At 68.9% G+C, this 20,225-nt stretch carries 16 protein-coding genes; 15 read left to right on the top strand and 1 reads right to left on the bottom strand.

The window, feature by feature from the left end:
* The first annotated feature begins 573 nt into the window (after nucleotides 1–573).
* Nucleotides 574–804: a WhiB family transcriptional regulator gene (locus tag QE397_RS11000; RefSeq protein ID WP_197027846.1), complete on the top strand. Its 231-nt coding sequence runs from the start codon at nucleotides 574–576 to the stop codon at nucleotides 802–804.
* A 50-nt stretch (nucleotides 805–854) separates the two neighbouring features.
* On the opposite strand, the gene QE397_RS10995 is transcribed toward QE397_RS11000, so the two are convergent.
* The gene (locus QE397_RS10995) at nucleotides 855–1,277 is read right to left on the bottom strand and encodes a metallopeptidase family protein (RefSeq protein WP_051613606.1); all 423 of its coding nucleotides are present in this window, start codon (nucleotides 1,275–1,277) and stop codon (nucleotides 855–857) included.
* A 167-nt stretch (nucleotides 1,278–1,444) separates the two neighbouring features.
* Between QE397_RS10995 and QE397_RS10990 the strand changes: the two genes are divergently transcribed.
* The 14 genes from QE397_RS10990 (at nucleotide 1,445) to secA (ending at nucleotide 20,212) form a co-directional block, all read left to right on the top strand.
* On the top strand, nucleotides 1,445–1,852 hold the full coding sequence (locus QE397_RS10990; RefSeq protein ID WP_027506876.1) for a DUF3499 domain-containing protein: 408 nt from the start codon (nucleotides 1,445–1,447) through the stop codon (nucleotides 1,850–1,852).
* Nucleotides 1,853–1,988: 136 nt separating this feature from the next.
* The gene (locus QE397_RS10985) at nucleotides 1,989–3,359 is read left to right on the top strand and encodes a phosphomannomutase/phosphoglucomutase (protein WP_027506875.1); all 1,371 of its coding nucleotides are present in this window, start codon (nucleotides 1,989–1,991) and stop codon (nucleotides 3,357–3,359) included.
* Nucleotides 3,360–3,415: 56 nt separating this feature from the next.
* The gene (locus QE397_RS10980; protein ID WP_027506874.1) at nucleotides 3,416–4,570 is read left to right on the top strand and encodes a hypothetical protein; all 1,155 of its coding nucleotides are present in this window, start codon (nucleotides 3,416–3,418) and stop codon (nucleotides 4,568–4,570) included.
* Nucleotides 4,571–4,619: 49 nt separating this feature from the next.
* On the top strand, nucleotides 4,620–5,867 hold the full coding sequence (gene manA / locus QE397_RS10975; RefSeq protein WP_307093310.1) for a mannose-6-phosphate isomerase, class I: 1,248 nt from the start codon (nucleotides 4,620–4,622) through the stop codon (nucleotides 5,865–5,867).
* A gap of 178 nt (nucleotides 5,868–6,045) precedes the next feature.
* Nucleotides 6,046–7,473: an amino acid permease gene (locus QE397_RS10970; protein WP_197027845.1), complete on the top strand. Its 1,428-nt coding sequence runs from the start codon at nucleotides 6,046–6,048 to the stop codon at nucleotides 7,471–7,473.
* A gap of 155 nt (nucleotides 7,474–7,628) precedes the next feature.
* A complete protein-coding gene (locus QE397_RS10965; RefSeq protein WP_307093308.1) occupies nucleotides 7,629–8,789 on the top strand; it encodes an alkane 1-monooxygenase in 1,161 nt (386 codons plus the stop codon).
* A gap of 114 nt (nucleotides 8,790–8,903) precedes the next feature.
* Nucleotides 8,904–10,415: an adenosylhomocysteinase gene (gene ahcY, locus QE397_RS10960; RefSeq protein WP_037186733.1), complete on the top strand. Its 1,512-nt coding sequence runs from the start codon at nucleotides 8,904–8,906 to the stop codon at nucleotides 10,413–10,415.
* A gap of 40 nt (nucleotides 10,416–10,455) precedes the next feature.
* The gene (locus QE397_RS10955; protein WP_027506870.1) at nucleotides 10,456–11,139 is read left to right on the top strand and encodes a dTMP kinase; all 684 of its coding nucleotides are present in this window, start codon (nucleotides 10,456–10,458) and stop codon (nucleotides 11,137–11,139) included.
* A gap of 5 nt (nucleotides 11,140–11,144) precedes the next feature.
* Entirely contained in the window at nucleotides 11,145–11,822 is a 678-nt protein-coding gene (gene mtrA / locus QE397_RS10950) for an MtrAB system response regulator MtrA (protein WP_027506869.1), read from the top strand.
* A 28-nt stretch (nucleotides 11,823–11,850) separates the two neighbouring features.
* Nucleotides 11,851–13,536 carry an MtrAB system histidine kinase MtrB gene (gene mtrB, locus QE397_RS10945; RefSeq protein ID WP_027506868.1) on the top strand — a complete coding sequence of 562 codons (1,686 nt, stop codon included), beginning with the start codon at nucleotides 11,851–11,853 and terminating at the stop codon, nucleotides 13,534–13,536.
* A complete protein-coding gene (lpqB, locus tag QE397_RS10940) occupies nucleotides 13,533–15,317 on the top strand; it encodes an MtrAB system accessory lipoprotein LpqB (protein WP_373425226.1) in 1,785 nt (594 codons plus the stop codon). Before mtrB ends, lpqB begins: the two co-directional genes overlap by 4 nt.
* A gap of 42 nt (nucleotides 15,318–15,359) precedes the next feature.
* A complete protein-coding gene (locus tag QE397_RS10935) occupies nucleotides 15,360–16,028 on the top strand; it encodes a ComF family protein (protein WP_056447788.1) in 669 nt (222 codons plus the stop codon).
* Between the two features lie 446 nt (nucleotides 16,029–16,474).
* Nucleotides 16,475–17,062: a ribosome hibernation-promoting factor, HPF/YfiA family gene (gene hpf, locus QE397_RS10930; RefSeq protein ID WP_027506865.1), complete on the top strand. Its 588-nt coding sequence runs from the start codon at nucleotides 16,475–16,477 to the stop codon at nucleotides 17,060–17,062.
* A gap of 219 nt (nucleotides 17,063–17,281) precedes the next feature.
* Nucleotides 17,282–20,212 (top strand): preprotein translocase subunit SecA, encoded by a 2,931-nt coding sequence (gene secA, locus QE397_RS10925; RefSeq protein WP_307093305.1) that lies wholly within the window; start codon nucleotides 17,282–17,284, stop codon nucleotides 20,210–20,212.
* The last annotated feature ends 13 nt before the right edge of the window (nucleotides 20,213–20,225 follow it).

The raw sequence follows: 20,225 nt of genomic DNA, 5'->3' as shown, positions 1-20,225 counted from the left end.
GCGATCGGGCCGGTGGGCGCGAACCACGGCGTGTCCGACGCGAAACACCGGGGAAGTCTCGCCTTCCGGGAAAACCGGAGATCGGATGGTATTGCAAATCGAGCGGTCCGCTTGACCGCGACACACCGCGGCGTGTCTAATCACAGTCATGTCATTAACGGTTCGAACAGCGGAATCGCTTGTAGCGAACCACCGTTCGAACACGTGTTCCCATGAGTCGACACGAGTTCGCGCGCTGCGTTCCGCAGCGTCACGTCCCATGGTGACACGAGGCTTCGCTCTTCGATCCGGCTTCGCGGTCGATCATCGACACAAGTGACCGACAACAACTGCGCTCGAACAGGTGAGGAGGCGGACGTGATGCCGGAACAACACCACGACCTCGGTCGACAGGAGTCCCCCGTCGGGGAACTCGACGACGTACTGCACGTGGATGCCGTGACGGAGGACGCCCCGGCGGAACCCGTGGACGGGATCGACCCGGAGGACGTCTCGGTCGACGACGTCGACCCGCCGCTCACGAGCCTCGGAATGCCTGCGCCCGCACTGCATCTGAGTCTGGTGCCGGGCGACATGGACCCGCTCGAGGATCAGTGGCAGGAGCGCGCTCTGTGCGCTCAGACCGATCCCGAGGCGTTCTTCCCGGAGAAGGGCGGCTCGACGCGCGAGGCCAAGCGCATCTGCCTCGGGTGCGAGGTGAAGGACGACTGCCTCGAGTACGCCTTGGCGCACGACGAGCGGTTCGGCATCTGGGGTGGGCTGTCCGAGCGCGAACGTCGCCGCCTCAAGCGCGGCATCATCTGACGCGTCGCGTCACCGCAGCCGCCGAACGACGCGCCGCATGCGCCGGGGTGTCAGTCGTCCTCGGTGTCGGGGTCGACCACCTCGGGCGTGACCCCCAGGTAGGTCGCCACCTGCTCCACCAACACGTCGTGCACCAGGTCCGTCAGCTCCAGCGAGTCGTGTGCTCTCCGCTCGAGGGGCCGACGGAACAGCACGATCCGAGCCCGCGTCGTCGCTCCGCGCGTGTCCACTCCCGCCGGAACGAGTCTCGACAACGGCACCGGGCCCTCGGCCACGACCTCGGGTGGCCAGTTCACCGATTCCGGGTCCACCGCACGGATCTTCGGCACGTCGTCGACGGCGATGTCCAGTTTCGTCAGCCGGTCGTGCCACTTGCGGTCGATCTCGGCGAACGCGTCCAGCACCGCCGCATCGAACTTCTCGGCGCGAGACCTGCGTGCGGGCACCGTGTCGGGGAACAGGGTGCCGCGCATTCCGCGACCGCGCCGCGCCGCGGACCGCGAGCTGGACGCCCGATGTTCCCGTCCGGGACGGCCGCCGGCGCGGCCGCGGGGTTGAGAGGATCCGGTGAACGACACGCGCCCATGCTACGACCGTGTCCTGCGAGGCATGCCGGAGGACACGCGCTAGGGTTCGACCTGTGAGAGCTGTGCGGGGATGCTGCCGACCGGGATGCAAGAGACCGGCCGTCGCGACGTTGACGTACGTGTACTCCGACTCGACCGCCGTCGTCGGACCTCTCGCCACCGTGGACGAGCCCCATTCCTGGGATCTGTGCGAGGTGCACGGTTCGTCGATCACCGCCCCCAAGGGGTGGGAGATGGTGCGCTACGAGGGTGGGTTCTCCACGTCCAGCCCCGACGACGACGATCTGACCGCACTCGCCGAGGCCGTCCGCGAGGCCGGTGCGCGTGAGCGTCCCGCTCCGTCCCTCGGTCGACGTGGTTCGTCGTCCGACACGCGCACCTCCGCCGACGTACCGGCCGCCGCGCCGACACGCACGGGTCGACGCGGACATCTGCGCGTTCTGCCCGACCCCACCAGCTGAACGACTGTTCCTGCGCGCGGCGTCGGGCTGCAGGACTGCTCGCGCGTCGCCCCCGGGCACTAGGCTCCCAGCATGGTCTCGCCGACTCGTCGTCGTGCGTGATCCGTCCGGTTCGTCCCAGATGCAGGAGTGTGCAGTGGCCCGACCAGCTGACCTGGTTCACAGCGTCATCAAGGCGTACGACGTGCGCGGTGTCGTCGGAGAGCAGATCGACGAGGACTTCGTCGCCGACGTGGGGGCCGCCTTTGCGAGACTCGTACGCGGCGAGGGCGTCTCGCAGCGCGTCGTGGTCGGGCACGACATGCGCGACTCGTCTCCCGCACTGTCGGCCGCCTTCGCGCGAGGGGTGACCTCACAGGGTCTCGACGTCGTTCTCATCGGCCTCGCGTCGACCGACCAGCTCTACTTCGCCTCCGGTCGGCTCGACTGCCCCGGTGCGATGTTCACCGCCAGCCACAACCCGGCGAAGTACAACGGGATCAAGCTGTGCCGGGCCGGCGCGAAGCCCGTCGGCCAGGACTCGGGACTCGCCACCATCTCGGCCGAGATCATCGACGGCGTCCCGACGTTCGACGGTGCGCCGGGCACGATCAGCGAGCAGGACGTGCTCGAGGACTACGCCACGTTCGTGCGCGACCTCGTGGACATCAGCGACATCCGTCCGCTGTCGGTCGCGGTGGACGCCGGCAACGGCATGGGCGGGCACACGGTGCCCGCGGTCCTGGACCCGACGTCGGTGACCGTGCACCCCCTGTACTTCGAACTCGACGGCACGTTCCCCAACCACGAAGCGAACCCGCTGGAGCCGGCGAACCTCGTCGATCTGCAGAAGTTCGTCACCGAGACGGGCGCGGACATCGGCCTCGCGTTCGACGGCGACGCGGACCGCTGCTTCGTGGTGGACGAACGCGGCGAGCCCGTCTCACCGTCCGCGATCACCGCGCTGGTGGCCGAGCGGGAGCTGGGCAAGCACCCCTCCTCGACCATCATCCACAACCTCATCACCTCACGGTCGGTGCCCGAGTTGGTGGAGCAGCTCGGCGGTACCGCCGTGCGCACCCGGGTCGGCCACTCGTTCATCAAGGCACTGATGGCCGAGACCGGCGCGGTGTTCGGCGGCGAGCACTCGGCGCACTACTACTTCCGCGACTTCTGGGGCGCCGATTCGGGCATGCTCGCAGCGCTGCACGTGCTCGCCGCGCTCGGGACACAGGACGAGCCGTTGTCCGCCCTGATGCGCAAGTACGAGGTGTACGCGGCATCGGGCGAGATCAACTCGACGGTGGCCGACGCTCGTGAGCGCACCGCCGCGGTGGTCGCGGCGTTCGCCGATCGCACCGTCTCCACCGACGAACTGGACGGTGTGACGGTCGATCTCGGTGACAGCGCGTGGTTCAACCTCCGCGCCTCCAACACCGAGCCCCTGCTCCGACTCAATGTCGAGGCACGCACCCCCGAGGACGTGGACCGCCTGACGACGGAGATCCTGAGCATCGTCCGCGCGTGACGGTTGCGGACTGTCATAGTGGGGGATACGGAACGAGAGAGGCGGGTGAGGTGCCCATGACTGCTCCTTCGGCGTACGTCGATCTCGACGACGCGAGCGCGATACTGGCTGCGGACTCGTTGGGCGCACTGCACTCCGCCGCGCTGGCCGGCGCACAGATCCGCGCCACCGCGTCCGCCGTCCGCGAGGGCCTGCTGGCGCCGCTGGACGGTCTGCGTCCCCGCAGTGTCGTGCTCGTCGCCGCGTCCGGTCCCGCCCGGAGGGCGTCGGCGCTGGTCGCCGCGGTTCTCGCTCCGACCGCCGGCGTGCCGGTCGTCTCGCTCCCCGCCACCCCGCCGTGGGTCGGACCCCTGGACGTCGTGGTGGTGGCCGGCGACGACGCCGGCGATCCGGCCATCGCAGAGTCCGTCGCCGCCGGGGTACGTCGGCGTGCCGAGGTCGTGGTGGCCGTACCGGACGAGGGTCCTGTCGCGGACGCCGGCGCCGGCCGGGTGGTGTCCTTCCCGCCGCGAGTCCGTGTCCTCGATCGCAACTCCTACGCCCGGCACGTCGCGGTGATGGCCGCGGTTCTCGCTGCGGTGGACCCGGCGTCGTCGGTCGGTGACCTCGACGCGGTGGCCGATGCGGTGGACGCGGAGGCCATGCGGCACCACGCGTCCGTCGAGGTGTTCCAGAATCCCGCGAAAGGTCTGGCGTCCCGGATGGCGGGTCGTCGGGTCCTCATGACCGGTGACGGCGTGGTGGCGACCGAGGTGGCCCGGCACGGAGCCGCGTCCCTGCTGCGTGCCGCGGGCGTCGTGGCGGCGGCCACCGAACTCTCCGATGCCGTCGGTGTGATCCACGACCTCGGCGCGATCGGTGGGGACTCCGCCGAGAGCGGCAGTGTCGACTACGACCCGCTGTTCCACGACGACCAACTCGACGGTCCACCCCCGGCCGATCCCGTTCGGGTGTTCACCGTGTCGACCGACCCCGACGACAGTCTGGTCCGCCGTCGGGTGGCCGTCCTGGGTGAGGTCGACGTGGTGCGCGCCGACGACGACGGTGGTCCCCGCACGGATCTGGAGGCGCCCGCGCCCGCCGCGGTGCCCGGTCCCACGACGCCGGTCGGGGCGTCGCTGCGCAGGGCGCTCGTCCTGGCGGTGCGGATCGAGGCCGCGGCGGCCTATCTCCAACTCTCGAATTCTCAGGCCTCGGGAGGCAGGGAGTGACCCCAGCCGTGTCCGGGTTCGCAGCGATGACGACGGCAGGTGGTGGTCGGTGAATCTCCTCGACGGAACAGCACGGTCCTACGCGTGGGGTTCGCGCACGGCTCTCGCCGAACTGCGCGGCGTCCCCGCACCCACCCGGCATCCCGAGGCGGAGATGTGGTTCGGTGCTCATCCGGGCGACCCGGCGCATCTCGTCACGCCGCGCGGTCGGGTCTCGCTGCTCGAGGCCATCGACTCCGATCCGACCGGACTGCTCGGAACCGGTGTGGTGGAGCGGCACGGTCCGCGCCTGCCGTTCCTCGTGAAGTTCCTGGCGGCCGAGGAGCCGCTGTCGCTGCAGGCTCACCCGTCCTCGGACCAGGCGCGCGAGGGTTTCCGACGGGAGAACGCCGCGGGCGTGCCCCTCGACGCCTCCGTCCGGAACTACAAGGACGCCAGCCACAAGCCCGAGCTCGTGGTCGCCCTGACGGAGTTCGACGCGCTCGCCGGGTTCCGCAGTCCCGCCGAGACGGTGGAGCTGTTCGGTCGGCTCGATGCGGACGAGCTGCGTCCCTACCTCGAGATGCTTGCCGCGCAACCTGATTCGAGCGGCCTGCGCACCCTCTTCACCTCGTGGATCACTCTGCCGCAGCGGGCGTTGGACTCCGTGCTGCCGGCCGTGCTGGACGCGTGCGTCCGCGCTCTCGAACGTGCCGAGCAGACCGGGGACCGCACCTTCGTGCCGGAACTGCGCACCGCACTGGAATTGGGGGAGTACTACCCCGGCGATGCGGGCGTGCTCGCGGCGTTGCTGCTCAACCGGGTCACGCTGCAGCCGGGCGAAGCTCTGTACCTGGACGCCGGAAACCTCCACGCGTACCTGCGCGGAACCGCGGTGGAGATCATGGCCAACTCGGACAACGTGTTGCGTGGGGGACTCACGCCCAAGCACGTCGACGTCCCGGAACTGTTGCGGGTGCTCGACTTCGAGCCGCTCGACTCACCGGTCCTCGTCGCCGACACCAGCCGTCCGCACGTGGTGCGCTATCCCACGCCGGCACCGGAGTTCGCACTCGTCGGTGTCGAATTGTCCGCGGCGTCCGGCGACGGTGAGCCGTGGACGCTCGCGCACGACGGTGACGCCGCGCCGCGCATCGTCCTGTGTGTCGACGGTCGGGTACAGGTGTCCTCGGGTGAGTCCACCCTGGTCGTGGAGCGGGGAAGTGCCGTCTGGATCGCCGCGTCCGATCCGGACCCGCAGCTGTGTGCTCTCACCGACTCGGCTCGCGTGTTCGTGGCGGGCGTCGGCGGGATCTGACGGCCCCGACACGCTGGCGGATACGTCCCGCCGAGTTCACTGTTCGTGTGACGATGACCTCGGGCGGTCGACGGCCGCCCGGAGGACGTGAGGAGTTTCGACGGTGACCATCGACGGCAAGGACGCACCCGGTTCGCGCAACACCGGTCTGCGCAGAACGAAGTCCATCGAGCAATCGATGCGCGACACGGACGAGCCGGACACGAAACTTCGCAAGAGCCTGTCATCGTGGGATCTCACCGTCTTCGGTGTCGCGGTCGCCGTGGGTGCGGGCATCTTCACCCTGACGGCGCGCACCGCCGGGAACGTCGCGGGCCCGTCCGTCTCGCTCGCCTTCGTGTTCGCCGCGATCGCGTGCGGACTCGCCGCGCTCTGCTACGCCGAGTTCGCCTCGACGGTGCCGGTCGCGGGCAGCGCGTACACGTTCTCGTACGCCACTTTCGGCGAGTTCGTCGCGTGGATCATCGGCTGGGACCTGATCCTGGAGTTCGCGCTCGCGTCGGCCGTCGTGGCGAAGGGCTGGTCCCTGTACCTCGGTGAGGTGCTCGGGACGTCGTCGCCCGTGGTGTCCGTCGGCGGACTCGACGTCGACTGGGGTGCCCTGGTCATCGTCGCGGTGCTCACCGTCCTGCTCGCGACGGGTGTGAAGATCTCCTCGCGCGTCTCCCTCGTCATCACCGCGATCAAGGTGGGCGTCGTGCTGCTCATCGTCGTGGTCGGAGCGTTCTACATCAAGGCGGCGAACTACTCGCCCTACATCCCGCCCGCCGTCCCCGCCGAGAAGGAGTCGGGCCTCACCCAGTCGCTGTTCTCCTTCGTCACCGGCGCCGAGGGCAGCAACTTCGGCTGGTACGGACTCCTGGCCGCCGCGAGTCTCGTGTTCTTCGCGTTCATCGGCTTCGACGTGGTGGCCACCACGGCCGAGGAGGCGTCCGATCCGCAGAAGGCCCTGCCGCGCGGAATCCTGGGATCGCTTCTGATCGTCACGATCCTGTACGTCGCGGTCACCCTGGTGCTGACCGGAATGGTGAAGTACACCGAACTCGGTGGCGAGGGCGCGACCCTGGCCACGGCGTTCGAATTGAACGGCATCACCTGGGCGTCGAAGGTGATCTCCTTCGGTGCGCTGGCCGGACTCACGACCGTGGTCATGGTGCTCATGCTGGGACAGTCGCGCGTGCTCTTCGCGATGTCGCGCGACGGTCTGATGCCGCGTCGTCTCGCGAAGACGGGGAGCCGTGGCACCCCGGTGCGCATCACCGTGCTCGTCGGCATCGTGGTCGGCCTTCTCGCGGCGTTCTTCCCCATCGGGACGCTCGAGGAGATGGTCAACATCGGCACCCTGTTCGCCTTCGTCCTGGTCTCCATCGGTGTCGTCGTCCTGCGTCGAACCCGTCCCGACCTGAAGCGCGGCTTCCGCGTCCCCCTGGTTCCGCTGGTGCCGATCCTCGCCGTGCTGGCCTGCGTGTGGCTGATGCTGAACCTGTCGGTGGAGACGTGGCTGCGGTTCGTCGTCTGGATGGCGCTCGGAGTCGTGGTGTACTTCGGCTACAGCCGCCGCCATTCGGTGCTCGGAGCCCGGCAGCATGCGGACGACACTCACTAGTCACCATATTTCGCGCCGATAACGGACCGATCTCACCATTCGGATCGGCGGGCCGTCGCGCTACTTGCTCTACACTCGGATTCGAGACCGGAAGTTTGTTTCTGCGGTGGGCACGAGTCCGCCACGGAGTCCACTCGATGTCGAGGAGTTGACGTATGGCGCGGCGGTGGCACGACCCGAAGAAGCTGCTCTGGCTACTGGGGATCTTGGCGCCCGCCTCGGCACTGCTGCCGTCCCAACTGGTTCTGCACACGGGGGTGTCGGCCTTCTGGTGGAGCGGCGCGATGCTGTTCTTCCTGGTCATCCCCGTGGTCGACGCGCTGGCGGGGGAGGACGGCAACAATCCGTCCGACGCGCAGGTGCAGGACCTGCAGCACGACCGTTTCTACCGGTGGTGCACGTTCCTGTTCCTTCCGGTGCAGTACGCGGGGCTCGGTGTCGCGTGCTACCTCGTCACCTTCGGCACCCTGTCCGCCGTCGACAAGATCGGGTACGCGGTCAGTGTCGGTCTCGTCGCCGGCATCGGGATCAACGCGGCGCACGAGCTCGGTCATCGGGTGGAGAGCACCGAGCGCTGGCTGGCCAAGATCGCTCTGGCGCAGAGCCTGTACGGCCATTTTCACGTCGAACACAACCGCGGACACCATGCGCGTGTCGCGACGCCCGCCGACCCGGCCAGCGCGCGCATGGGCGAGTCCCTCTACCGGTTCCTGTCCCGCAGTGTCAGCGGCGGCCTCGTGTCCTCCTGGGAGCTGGAGAAGCAGCGTCTCGAGCGCAAGGGCAGCGGCGTGTGGACGTTCCGCAACAACGTGCTCAACGCGTGGGCGATGTCCGCTGCACTCCTCGGTGTCCTGGTCGCCGTCTTCGGCGTCGGCATCCTGCCGTTCCTCGTGCTCCAGGCGGTGGTCGGCGTGATGACCCTCGAGTCCGTCAACTACATCGAGCACTACGGGCTGCTCCGGGGACGGACACCCACGGGCCGGTACGAGCGGTGCGCGCCGCGGCACAGCTGGAACAGCGATCGGATCGTCACCAACATCTTCCTGTACCACCTGCAGCGGCACAGCGACCATCATGCGAACCCGGGCCGCCGGTTCCAGACGTTGCGCACCTTCGACGAGGCGCCGCAACTGCCGGCCGGCTACGCGACGATGGTCGTCCTCGCGGCCGTCCCGCCCCTGTGGCGTCGCGTGATGGACCCCAGGGTCGTCGCGCACTACGACGGCGACGTCACCCGCGCGAACCTGCAGCCGAGCGCCCGCGCTCGACTGGAACGGCGCTGGGCGACCGTTCCCGAACGCGCCGCCGCAGCCTGACCCGTCGGCGCGAGACGACGGAACCGGACACGTCGTGGCCCCGACCCACCCGCGGGCAGCCGTGAGCCGATAGCCTGGAAGCCGATCATCAGCCGACAGGAGTGGCATCACACAATGACGACATCGACATCCCCCGACATTTCGAGCACCGAGGCGCTGCAGGCGGACATCCGCGGTGGCATCGAGTTCAAGGTCGCGGATCTCTCGCTGGCTGAGTACGGCCGCAAGGAGATCGGCCTCGCGGAGCACGAGATGCCCGGCCTCATGTCCCTGCGTCGCGAGTACGCCGACGTGCAGCCGCTGAAGGGTGCACGGATCTCCGGGTCGCTGCACATGACGGTCCAGACCGCCGTCCTGATCGAGACGCTGGTCTCGCTCGGAGCCGAGGTGCGGTGGGCATCGTGCAACATCTTCTCCACCCAGGATCACGCCGCCGCCGCGATCGTCGTCGGACCCCACGGCACGCCCGAGGATCCGCAGGGAATCCCGGTGTTCGCCTGGAAGGGCGAATCGCTGGCCGAGTACTGGTGGGCCGCCGAGAAGATGCTGACCTGGCCGGTCGCCGAGGACGGCACTCCCCGCCACGCCAACATGATCCTCGACGACGGCGGAGACGCCACGATGCTGGTTCTGCGCGGTGCGCAGTTCGAGAAGGCCGGCGTCGTGCCGCCCGTCGACGAGGACCGCGACTCCGACGAGTACAAGGTCTTCCTCGGACTGCTCCGCGAGTCGCTCGCGCAGGACGCCACCAAGTGGACGAGCATCGCCGAGTCGGTCAAGGGTGTCACCGAGGAGACCACCACCGGCGTGCTGCGCCTGTACCAGTTCGCCGCGGCCGGCGAGCTGACCTTCCCGGCGATCAACGTCAACGACTCGGTCACCAAGAGCAAGTTCGACAACACCTACGGCACCCGCCACTCGCTGATCGACGGCATCAACCGCGGCACCGACGTGCTGATCGGTGGCAAGAAGGTCCTGATCTGCGGCTACGGCGACGTGGGCAAGGGCAGTGCCGAGTCGTTGGCCGGCCAGGGCGCGCGCGTCCAGGTCACCGAGGTCGACCCGATCAACGCGCTCCAGGCGCTCATGGACGGGTTCGACGTCGTCACGGTGGACGAGGCGATCGGCAAGGCCGACATCGTCATCACCGCGACGGGCAACAAGGACATCATCACGCTCGACCACATGCGGTCGATGAAGGACAAGGCCATCCTCGGCAACATCGGCCACTTCGACAACGAGATCGACATGGCCGGTCTCGAGCGGTCCGGTTCGACACGCATCAACATCAAGCCGCAGGTCGATCAGTGGATCTTCTCCAGCGGCAAGTCGATCGTCGTCCTCTCGGAGGGTCGTCTGCTGAACCTCGGCAACGCCACCGGTCACCCGTCGTTCGTCATGAGCAACAGCTTCTCCAACCAGGTCATCGCGCAGATCGAGCTGTGGACGAAGCCCGACGAGTACGACAACGAGGTCTACCGCCTGCCGAAGCACCTCGACGAGAAGGTCGCCAAGATCCACGTCGAGGCTCTCGGTGGCACGCTGACCAAGCTCAGCAAGGAGCAGGCCGAGTACATCGGTGTCGACGTCGAGGGCCCGTACAAGCCCGAGCACTACCGGTACTGACACTCGGTCCCGTAGGACTCGACAGGCAGGAGTGGAGTCGATGGGCACTCTCATCGCGATCGAGGGCGTCGACGGAGCAGGCAAGTTCACGCTCTCGTCCCGCCTCACGCACGCGTGGGAGGCCGCCGGGGTGGACGCCGTCCGCGTCGGCTTCCCCCGCTACGGGGAGTCGATCCACGCCGACCTGGCCGCCGAGGCGCTGGCCGGTGAGCACGGCGATCTCGCCGCCGGGGTGAACTCGATGGCAGTGCTGTTCGCCCTCGATCGTGCCGGTGCGGTGTCCGATCTCCGTCGGATGCTGCACCGGCACGACGTCGTTCTGCTCGATCGCTACGTCGCGTCCAACGCGGCGTACTCCGCCGCGCGGGTCCACCAGGACGCGGACGGTGCGATGGTCGAGTGGGTGCGCGCGCTCGAGTTCGACCGCCTCGTCCTGCCGCGTCCCTCCGCCCAGATCCTCCTCGACGTTCCGGTCGAGGTCGCGGAGCATCGCGCACGTGGTCGGGAGCAGGATGATCCGTCGCGGGCCCGCGACGCGTACGAGCGCGACGGTGGTCTCCAGGCCCGTACCGCGGCGGTCTACGCGGGACTCGCGGCCTCGTCGTGGATGTCGCCGTGGTTCGTCGTGAACGGCGCGCAGGCGGACGGTGAGCAGGTCGACGTGACGAGACTCGCCGCCGAACTTCTCAATCAGACTGCGGAGTACGACGGGATGACACGATAGTCGTCATGAAGCCACGAATTCTGGTCGTCGACGACGATACGGCTCTTGCCGAGATGCTCACCATCGTGTTGCGCGGTGAGGGATTCGAGCCGTTCGTGGTGGGAGACGGCACCCAGGCGCTGTCCGCCGTCCGGGAGAACCGACCGGATCTGGTGCTGCTCGACCTGATGCTCCCCGGTATGAACGGCATCGACGTCTGCCGCGTGCTGCGGGCGGACTCCGGTGTGCCGATCGTGATGCTCACCGCCAAGACCGACACGGTCGACGTCGTGCTGGGACTCGAGTCCGGCGCCGACGACTACATCATGAAGCCCTTCAAGCCGAAGGAGCTCGTGGCCCGCGTCCGCGCGCGCTTGCGACGCACCGAGGAGGAGCCGGCCGAGCTCCTGTCGATCGGCGACGTCGTCATCGATGTTCCGGCGCACAAGGTCACCCGCGACGGCTCGCTCATCTCGCTGACGCCGCTCGAGTTCGACCTGTTGGTGGCGCTGGCCCGCAAGCCTCGACAGGTCTTCACCCGCGAGGTGCTGCTCGAACAGGTGTGGGGATACCGGCACGCCGCCGACACCCGCCTCGTGAACGTGCACGTCCAGCGACTGCGCGCCAAGGTGGAGACGGATCCGGAGAACCCCGAGGTGGTTCTCACCGTGCGCGGTGTCGGGTACAAGGCCGGCCCGCCGTGATCGGAGCCGATCGACTGCGGGACGGTCGGTGATCTTCACGTCCCGCTCCCGTCGACGCATCAACGGAACCTTCTCGCCTCTGGTGCGATGGTCCCGGTCCATGTGGGCTGCCGCCGGTCACGCGTGGCGTCGGTCGCTGCAGTTGCGCGTCGTCGTGTCCACGCTGACGCTCTCCCTCATCGTGATCACGATCCTCGGCGTCGTGCTCACGAGTCAGATCACGGATCGACTTCTCGACACCAAGATCGACGCCGCCACGAAGGAGCTCGATCGCGCGCGTGCGTCCGTCGAGAGCCAGTTGGCGGGCGACGACTCGACGTCGATCTCGAACCGTCTGGAGCTCGCTCGGTCCGGTCTGACGAGCCGGGACACCGAGAGCGGCGCGGACAGCACGTCCGCCGGCACGTTCGACCCCGTGCTCATCGTCCCCGGCGACGGAGCCCGCGACGAGCTGTTCACCGGTCCCGCCGACCAGATCCCGCAGACGTTGCGCTCGTTCGTCCAGGCCGGCCAGGTGAGCTACCAGTACGCGACCGTGTCGGAACCGGACGGCTACTCGGGTCCGGCCCTCATCGTCGGCAGTCCCACCGCGTCGGACCTCTCCACCCTCGAGCTGTACCTGGTGTTCCCCCTCGCGGGAGAGGATCGCAGCCTCGCCCTCGTCCGCGGAACCCTGCTCATCGGCGGTGCGGTCCTGCTGGTGCTGCTCGCGGCCATCTCGATGCTGGTCGCCCGGCAGGTGGTGGTACCCATCAGATCGGCGTCGCGCATCGCGGTGCGCTTCGCGGACGGCCGGCTCAAGGAACGGATGCCGGTGCGCGGCGAGGACGACATCGCCCGGCTCGCCATGTCGTTCAACGAGATGGCCGAGAGCCTGTCGAAGCAGATCACCCAGCTCGAGGAGTTCGGAAACCTGCAGCGCCAGTTCACGTCCGACGTCTCGCACGAGCTGCGGACGCCGCTCACCACCGTCCGCATGGCCGCCGAGCTCATCCACGACGCCAGTGAGAGTCTCGATCCGCTGCTCAAGCGCTCGTCCGAGTTGCTGGTCGCCGAGCTGGACCGTTTCGAGACACTGCTCAACGATCTGCTCGAGATCTCCCGCCACGACGCGGGCGTCGCCGAACTGGCGTCCGAGCAACTCGATCTCCGTATGTGCGCCCGCGCCGCGGTGTCCACCGTGCGGCACCTCGCCCGCGAGACGGGCACCGAGCTGATCGTCGACATGCCCGACGAGCCGGTCAACGCCGAGGTGGATCCGCGCCGTGTCGAACGCGTGCTGCGCAACCTGTTGGCGAACGCTCTCGACCACGGGGAGGGCAAGCCCGTCCTGCTGCGCCTGCGCGCGGACGACGACGCCGCCGCCTTCGTCGTGCGGGACCAGGGTGTGGGACTGCGCCCCGGTGAGGAGAAGCTCGTGTTCAACCGCTTCTGGCGGTCGGATCCGTCCCGCGTGCGACGTTCGGGCGGTACGGGCCTGGGGCTCGCCATCAGTCTCGAGGACGCCCGCCTGCACGACGGCAAGCTCGAGGCCTGGGGCGAACCGGGCCAGGGCGCCTGGTTCCGCTTCACGCTGCCGCGCGTGCGTGGTCGCAAGGTCGTGTCCAGCCCCCTGCCGCTGCGACCCGCGGGCCGCAGGTACGCACAGGGACAGCCGCTTCCGGCGGCGCGCCCGACGAGTGTCGGCGCCACGGCGGGGGAGCAGCGACCGTGAGAGACCGCACCGTGCCGCGGCGACGAGCCGCCCTCGTGGCGTGCGTGGCCGCGCTCGCGCTCGTCGCGTCCGGATGCGCGTCGTTGCCCGCGTCGTCAGCGCCGCAGGCCATCGGCACCGTCGCGCGCGGGCCCGTCGAGCAGGAACTACCCGTTCCCGCCGCCGGTCGTGAACCCAATCTTCTGGTCCGCGACTTCGTGAAGGCCAGCACCGATCCGGCCGACGACCACGCGGGTGCACGTCAGTTCCTGACGGCGAACGCCGGCTCGGAGTGGAACGACGGCGCCAGCGCGATCGTCGTGGACAAGGTGGACGTCCTCGAGGACTCCCGGTCGAGTGACGCCGCGCAGTACACGATCCGAGCCAACCGGGTGGGGCAGCTCGATCAGGGTGGGCAGTACCGCGCCGAGCAGGGATCGTTCGAGACCCAGGTGACGCTGGCCCGCGAGGACGGCGAGTGGCGGATCGACGAGCTGCCGTCCGGAGTCGTCATGGACCGCACCCAGTTCCTCACCTCGTACCAGCGCAAGTCGCTGTACTTCGTCGATCCCACCGGCACCGAACTGGTGCCCGATCAGCGTTGGGTGAACACCACGCAGGACCGGATGACAGAGACCCTGACGGCACTGCTGCAGGCGGGTCCGCGACTGTCGCTGGAGCCGGCGGTGCGCAACGTGTTCAACGGTGTCACCACGGCCGGTCCCATCACGAAAGCCGACGGGCGTACCTCGGCCGTCGGCATCGGTCTCGGCGGTGTCCGCATCGACTTCCGGGGCGCCGGTGCGCTGGACCGCGCGACCCGCGAACTACTTGCCGCGCAGATCATCTGGACACTGGCCGAGGCCGAGGTGTCGGGTCCCTACGTCCTGCTCTCGGACGGCGCGCCGTTGGACCCGAACTATCCGGACGGCTGGACCACCGCCGAGGTCGCAGAATTCGATCCGTTGGCGGTGACGGGTGCCGACGTGGGCCTGCACGCACTGCGCAACGGCGGGCTCGTCCGCATCGGAACCGACGGCGTGACACCGGTTCCCGGCTACTTCGGCACCGTCAACAACATGCGGTCCATCTCGTTGTCCAGCGACGGAACGCTCGTGGCGGCCGTGTCGGACACCGGTCGTGCGGCGCCGCAGCCGCCCGACGCGTTGCTCATCGGCTCCTACGGCGGCAACGCCTTCCCGGTCGCGGAGGGTGGCTCGATCACCCGGCCCACCTGGGGTCCCGACCGCGACGCCGTGTGGGCCGTCGTGGACGGCACCGTGGTCAAGCGCGCTGTCCGCGACCCGGCCACCGGACAGGTGTCGGTGGTGGACGTCGATTCCGCCGACATCGCCGAGCTCGGCGGCCAGATCACCGAACTGCGGCTCTCCCGCGACGGGGTGCGAGCGGCTCTCATCGTGGACGGCGCCGTCTACGTGGCGGTGGTGGTGCGGCGCGCCGACGGCACCTACGCACTCCGCGAGCCCGAGGCGGTGGCCAACGGTCTGGCGAGCGCGGCGCTGTCCCTGGACTGGAGCACCGGCGACACGGTGGTCGTGGCCCGAGCGGCGACCGACATCCCGATCGTGCAGGTGGCCGTCGACGGCTCACGTCTCGACGGGCTGCCCAGCCGCAACCTCACCGCTCCCGTCGTGTCCGTCGACGCCTCCGCGTCGAGCACCTACGTGGCCGATTCGCGCGCCGTGTTCCAGATCGACGACAGCGACCCGGCGAGTGACCGCTACTGGCGCGAGGTGCCCGGCCTGACCGGCACGAAGTCCGTGCCCGTCCTGCCGGGCTGACGAGCGGCGAACTCTGTCGGAGCCCCGCGACACAGTGTCCCGGTGCCGACGACCCTGCTGGACCTCATCCTGCCCCGCGAGTGCGGCGGCTGCGCCCGTGTCGACGCCTCGTGGTGCCCCGCCTGCGCCTGCGCGCTCGACGCGGCGCCGGGGTCGGTGCGGCCGCGTGTCGATCCCGGGGTGCCGTGCTGGGCGCTCGGCCCGTACGCCGGCCCGCACCGTGCGTCGATCCTGGCGATGAAGGAACGCGGTCGGCGGGATCTCGCGGCACCGCTCGGGGTCGCCCTCGCCGCCGCCGTGACGCGCCTGCGCGACGCCGGGGAGATCGATCCACCCGAGCTGTCGCCCCTCGTGCTGGTCCCGGCCCCGTCCCGACGCCGCGCGGCACGGGCGCGCGGTGGTGATCCGATCCTGCGTACCTGCCGCCGTGTCGCGCGGGTGCTCGCACCGGAGGACGTGCGCGTCGTGTCGGTGCTGCGGGTGGACGCGCAGGTGCGTGACTCCGTCGGTCTCACCGCCGACGAGCGTGCGGACAACCTGCGGGGGCGGGTCCGTGTCCGGAGCGGGGGCATCGCCGCGATCGGTCGCGGACCGGTGCTGCTCGTCGACGACGTGGTGACCACCGGAACCACCGCCGCGGAGTCGGTGGCGGCACTGCGACGGTCCGGTGTCGGTGTCGACGCGGTGCTCGTTCTCGCTGCCGTGCGCTGACGTCGCAGTGCCTGTCCCGGTGCCGGAAAGGGAGCCTGAAAAGGTCCCGTGAATATCCCGTGAACAGTGGCAGACCACCCGGGGAGCGACTACGGTCAGGGCCACGATCGATCCTCGCTACCGGGTCTGGAGGTGATGCCTCACCACCGAAGGCGCCGGGCGGTCCGCGCTCCGGTGTCACCGTTCTTCCGCTGCGCCAGAAGCGATCTCGGCGCGGCCTCTATCGGGAGGTACGTATGACGACAACGTCACCAGTGACGACTGCACACACGAGCACCCACCGGGTGCACGCGCATCCCCGCGAAGCTCACGCCCATGGTCCGGAGCAGAACGACTCCACCGCCCTCGACTCGACCGACACCACTGCGGATTCCGTCTACTTCGACGATGCACCCAGTGCCGTCCCGGCCGACGACAGCTCGAGCGCCGAACCCGCCGCCGAGGTCGTGGTCAAGGGTCGCAACGTCGAGATACCCGACCACTTCCGCCTGTACGTCTCAGAGAAGCTCGCTCGCCTCGAGCGCTTCGATCCCACCATCCATCTGTTCGACGTCGAGCTGTTCCACGAACGCAACCGTCGTCAGTCCAAGAGTTGCCAGCGAGTCGAGATCACCGTGCGGGGCAAGGGGCCTGTCGCGCGTGCCGAGGCCTGCGCGGACAGTTTCTACGCCGCCCTCGAGTCGGCGACCACCAAGCTCGAGAGCCGTCTCCGACGGACGAAGGACCGCCGCAAGGTCCACTACGGGGAGAAGCGGCCCGTGTCGGTGGCCGAGGCGACCGCCGCGCTCGTCGAGGAGGCCGTCACTGCCCCCGTCGAGGAGGCGCCCGCCGTCGACGACCACGCCACCGAGGGCCCGGGCACCGTGGTGCGCGTCAAGGAACACCCGGCCGTGCCGATGACCGTCGACGACGCCCTGTACGAGATGGAGCTCGTGGGCCACGACTTCTTCCTGTTCCACGACAAGGAGTCCGACCGGCCGTCGGTCGTCTATCGCCGCCACGCGTTCGACTACGGACTGCTGCGTCTGTCCTGACGCTCGCACCGCCGCGCCGACCACATCGGGCGTCCGCTCCGGCGGGCGCCCGGTGTCGTGCGCGGAACATCCGGTGTGCCTCACAGCGCGCTGTCAGGCTCGACGCCTACGATGGTTCCGCCGGGAGACCGACGAGGTCTCTTCGCATCGAACTGCGCCCCCCCGTGTGGACGGGCTCGGTTCACGCCCCACGTACCCGATATTGAGGACGAATAGCCCGTGCCGACGTTGTCGTTGTCCAAGTTGCTCCGTGTCGGTGAAGGTCGCATGGTCAAGCGGCTGAAGCACATCGCCGACCACGTGTCGTCCCTGTCGCCGGACGTCGAGTCCCTGTCGGACGCCGAACTGCGTGCGAAGACCGACGAGTTCACGAAGCGGCACCAGGACGGCGAGAGCCTCGACGAACTGCTGCCCGAGGCGTTCGCGGTCGCCCGCGAGGCGTCCAAGCGGGTGCTGTCCCAGCGCCACTTCGACGTCCAGGTCATGGGCGGTGCCGCGCTGCACTTCGGCAACGTCGCCGAGATGAAGACCGGTGAGGGCAAGACCCTCACCTGCGTCCTCCCGGCGTACCTGAACGCGCTGTCCGGTGACGGCGTCCACGTCGTCACGGTCAACGACTACCTGGCCAAGCGTGACTCGGAGTGGATGGGCCGCGTTCACCGCTTCCTCGGACTGAGCGTGGACGTGATCCTCTCGGGCATGACGCCCGCCGAGCGGCGTGCCGCCTACGCGGCCGACATCACGTACGGCACCAACAACGAGTTCGGTTTCGACTACCTCCGCGACAACATGACGCACTCGCTGGACGACCTGGTCCAGCGCGGACACAACTTCGCCGTGGTGGACGAGGTGGACTCGATCCTCATCGACGAGGCCCGTACCCCGCTGATCATCTCGGGCCCCGCGGACGCGTCGTCGAAGTGGTACCCGGAGTTCGCCCGCATCGCCCCCATGATGAAGAAGGACGTCCACTACGAGGTGGACATCAAGAAGCGCACGGTGGGTGTGCACGAGGCGGGCGTCGAGTTCGTCGAGGACCAGCTGGGCATCGACAACCTGTACGAGGCCGCCAACTCGCCGCTGGTGAGCTACCTGAACAACGCCATCAAGGCGAAGGAGCTCTACCAGCGCGACAAGGACTACATCGTCCGAGACGGCGACGTCATCATCGTCGACGAGTTCACCGGCCGCATCCTGGTGGGGCGCCGCTACAACGAAGGCATGCACCAGGCCATCGAGGCCAAGGAGAAGGTGGAGATCAAGGCCGAGAACCAGACCCTCGCCACGATCACGCTGCAGAACTACTTCCGTCTGTACGACAAGCTCTCCGGCATGACCGGTACCGCCGAGACCGAGGCGGCCGAGCTGCACCAGACGTACTCGCTCGGTGTCATCCCCATTCCCACCAACCGCCCGATGGTGCGTGTGGACAACGGCGACCTCATCTACAAGAGCGAGGAAGCCAAGTTCAGTGCCGTCGTCGACGACGTCGTCGAGCGGCACGAGAAGGGTCAGCCGGTTCTGATCGGTACCACCAGTGTCGAGCGCTCGGAGTACCTGTCCAAGCAGTTCACCAAGCGCGGTGTCGCGCACAACGTGCTCAACGCCAAGTTCCACGAGCAGGAGGCGACCATCATCGCCGAGGCCGGCCGGTCCGGCGCGGTGACGGTGGCCACCAACATGGCGGGTCGAGGAACCGACGTGGTGCTCGGCGGCAACCCGGACATCATCGCGGACCTCGCGCTGCGCGGGCAGGGGCTCGATCCCGTCGAGTCGCCGGAGGAGTACGAGGCGGCGTGGGAGCCCACGCTGGAGAAGGTCAAGGACCAGGTCCGCGAGGATGCGGACAAGGTCCGCGACGCGGGCGGTCTCTACGTCCTCGGTACCGAGCGGCACGACTCGCGCCGTATCGACAACCAGTTGCGAGGACGCTCGGGTCGTCAGGGCGACCCGGGGGAGAGCCGGTTCTACCTGTCGCTCGGCGACGAGCTGATGCGCCGGTTCAACGGTGCCGCTCTCGAGTCGATCATGACGCGACTCAACCTCCCGGACGACGTCCCGATCGAGGCCAAGATGGTCTCCAAGGCCATCAAGAGCGCGCAGACGCAGGTCGAGCAGCAGAACTTCGAGATCCGCAAGAACGTCCTCAAGTACGACGAGGTGATGAACCAGCAGCGCACCGTCATCTACGAGGAGCGTCGCCGCATCCTCCGCGGAGAGGACATGGAGGGCCAGGTCGAGCAGATGATCACCGACGTGGTCACCGCGTACGTCGACGGCGCCACATCGGAGGGCTACGTCGAGGACTGGGACCTCGAACAGCTGTGGACCGCGCTGAAGACGCTCTACCCGGTGGGCGTGCAGCACACTGACCTCGCAGCGGAGAACGAGTTCGGCGAGAAGGGCGACCTGTCGCGGGACGACCTGCGCGAGGCGCTGCTCGAGGACGCCCGCGCGGCCTACGCCACGCGTGAGGCGGAGATCAACGAGATCGCGGGCGAGGGCGGTATGCGCGAGCTCGAACGACGGGTGCTGCTGTCCGTGCTCGACCGCAAGTGGCGTGAGCACCTCTACGAGATGGACTACCTCAAGGAGGGCATCGGTCTGCGCGCGATGGCGCAGCGCGATCCCCTCGTCGAGTACCAGCGCGAGGGCTACGACATGTTCACCGGCATGCTCGACGGGTTGAAGGAGGAGTCCGTCGGGTTCCTCTTCAACCTGCAGGTCGAGGCGGCGGCGCCGAGCCCCGCGGCCTCCGCGGGCCTGCAGGTGGGCGCGGGACTGCAGTCGCCCGTCGCAGCCCGACCGGCGCCGGCAGCGCAGGCCGCCCCCGCAGCGCAGGCCGCCCCCGCGGCGCCGGCCGCCCCCGCGGCGCCGGCGCAGCGTCGACCCGAACCCACGCCGGAATCGGCGCCCGAACCGCGGCCCGCCGCACCTGCCGCGCTGCGCGCCAAGGGGTTGGACGACGAGTCGACCGGTCGCCTGACGTATTCCGGTCCCGACGAGACGGGCGGCACCTCGGTCCGCCGCGCCGGGTCGGGGTCGCCGACGGGCGAGTCGAGCTCCGGCACCCGACGCGAGCGCCGCGAGGCGGCTCGGGCCGGGGTCAAGCCGGTCAAGCGCGCACCGAAGGCCAAGCGGCGCAAGTGATCTGCTCGTCCGG

The organism is Rhodococcus sp. SORGH_AS_0301 (assembly GCF_030818285.1).
In the GTDB taxonomy this organism is placed as follows: Bacteria; Actinomycetota; Actinomycetes; order Mycobacteriales; family Mycobacteriaceae; genus Rhodococcoides.
Note: the sequence above shows the minus strand (reverse complement) of the source record. Positions and strands in the feature narration are given on the sequence as shown.

What these genes read in the sequence shown, in the direction of transcription:
- ahcY (WP_037186733.1), top strand. Translation starts at nt 8,904, where the DNA reads ATGACGACATCGACATCCCCCGACATTTCGAGCACCGAGGCGCTGCAG.
- QE397_RS10955 (WP_027506870.1), top strand. Translation starts at nt 10,456, where the DNA reads ATGGGCACTCTCATCGCGATCGAGGGCGTCGACGGAGCAGGCAAGTTC.
- QE397_RS10965 (WP_307093308.1), top strand. Translation starts at nt 7,629, where the DNA reads ATGGCGCGGCGGTGGCACGACCCGAAGAAGCTGCTCTGGCTACTGGGG.
- QE397_RS10970 (WP_197027845.1), top strand. Translation starts at nt 6,046, where the DNA reads ATGCGCGACACGGACGAGCCGGACACGAAACTTCGCAAGAGCCTGTCA.
- QE397_RS11000 (WP_197027846.1), top strand. Translation starts at nt 574, where the DNA reads ATGGACCCGCTCGAGGATCAGTGGCAGGAGCGCGCTCTGTGCGCTCAG.
- QE397_RS10980 (WP_027506874.1), top strand. Translation starts at nt 3,416, where the DNA reads ATGACTGCTCCTTCGGCGTACGTCGATCTCGACGACGCGAGCGCGATA.
- QE397_RS10995 (WP_051613606.1), bottom strand. Translation starts at nt 1,277, where the DNA reads ATGCGCGGCACCCTGTTCCCCGACACGGTGCCCGCACGCAGGTCTCGC.
- mtrA (WP_027506869.1), top strand. Translation starts at nt 11,145, where the DNA reads ATGAAGCCACGAATTCTGGTCGTCGACGACGATACGGCTCTTGCCGAG.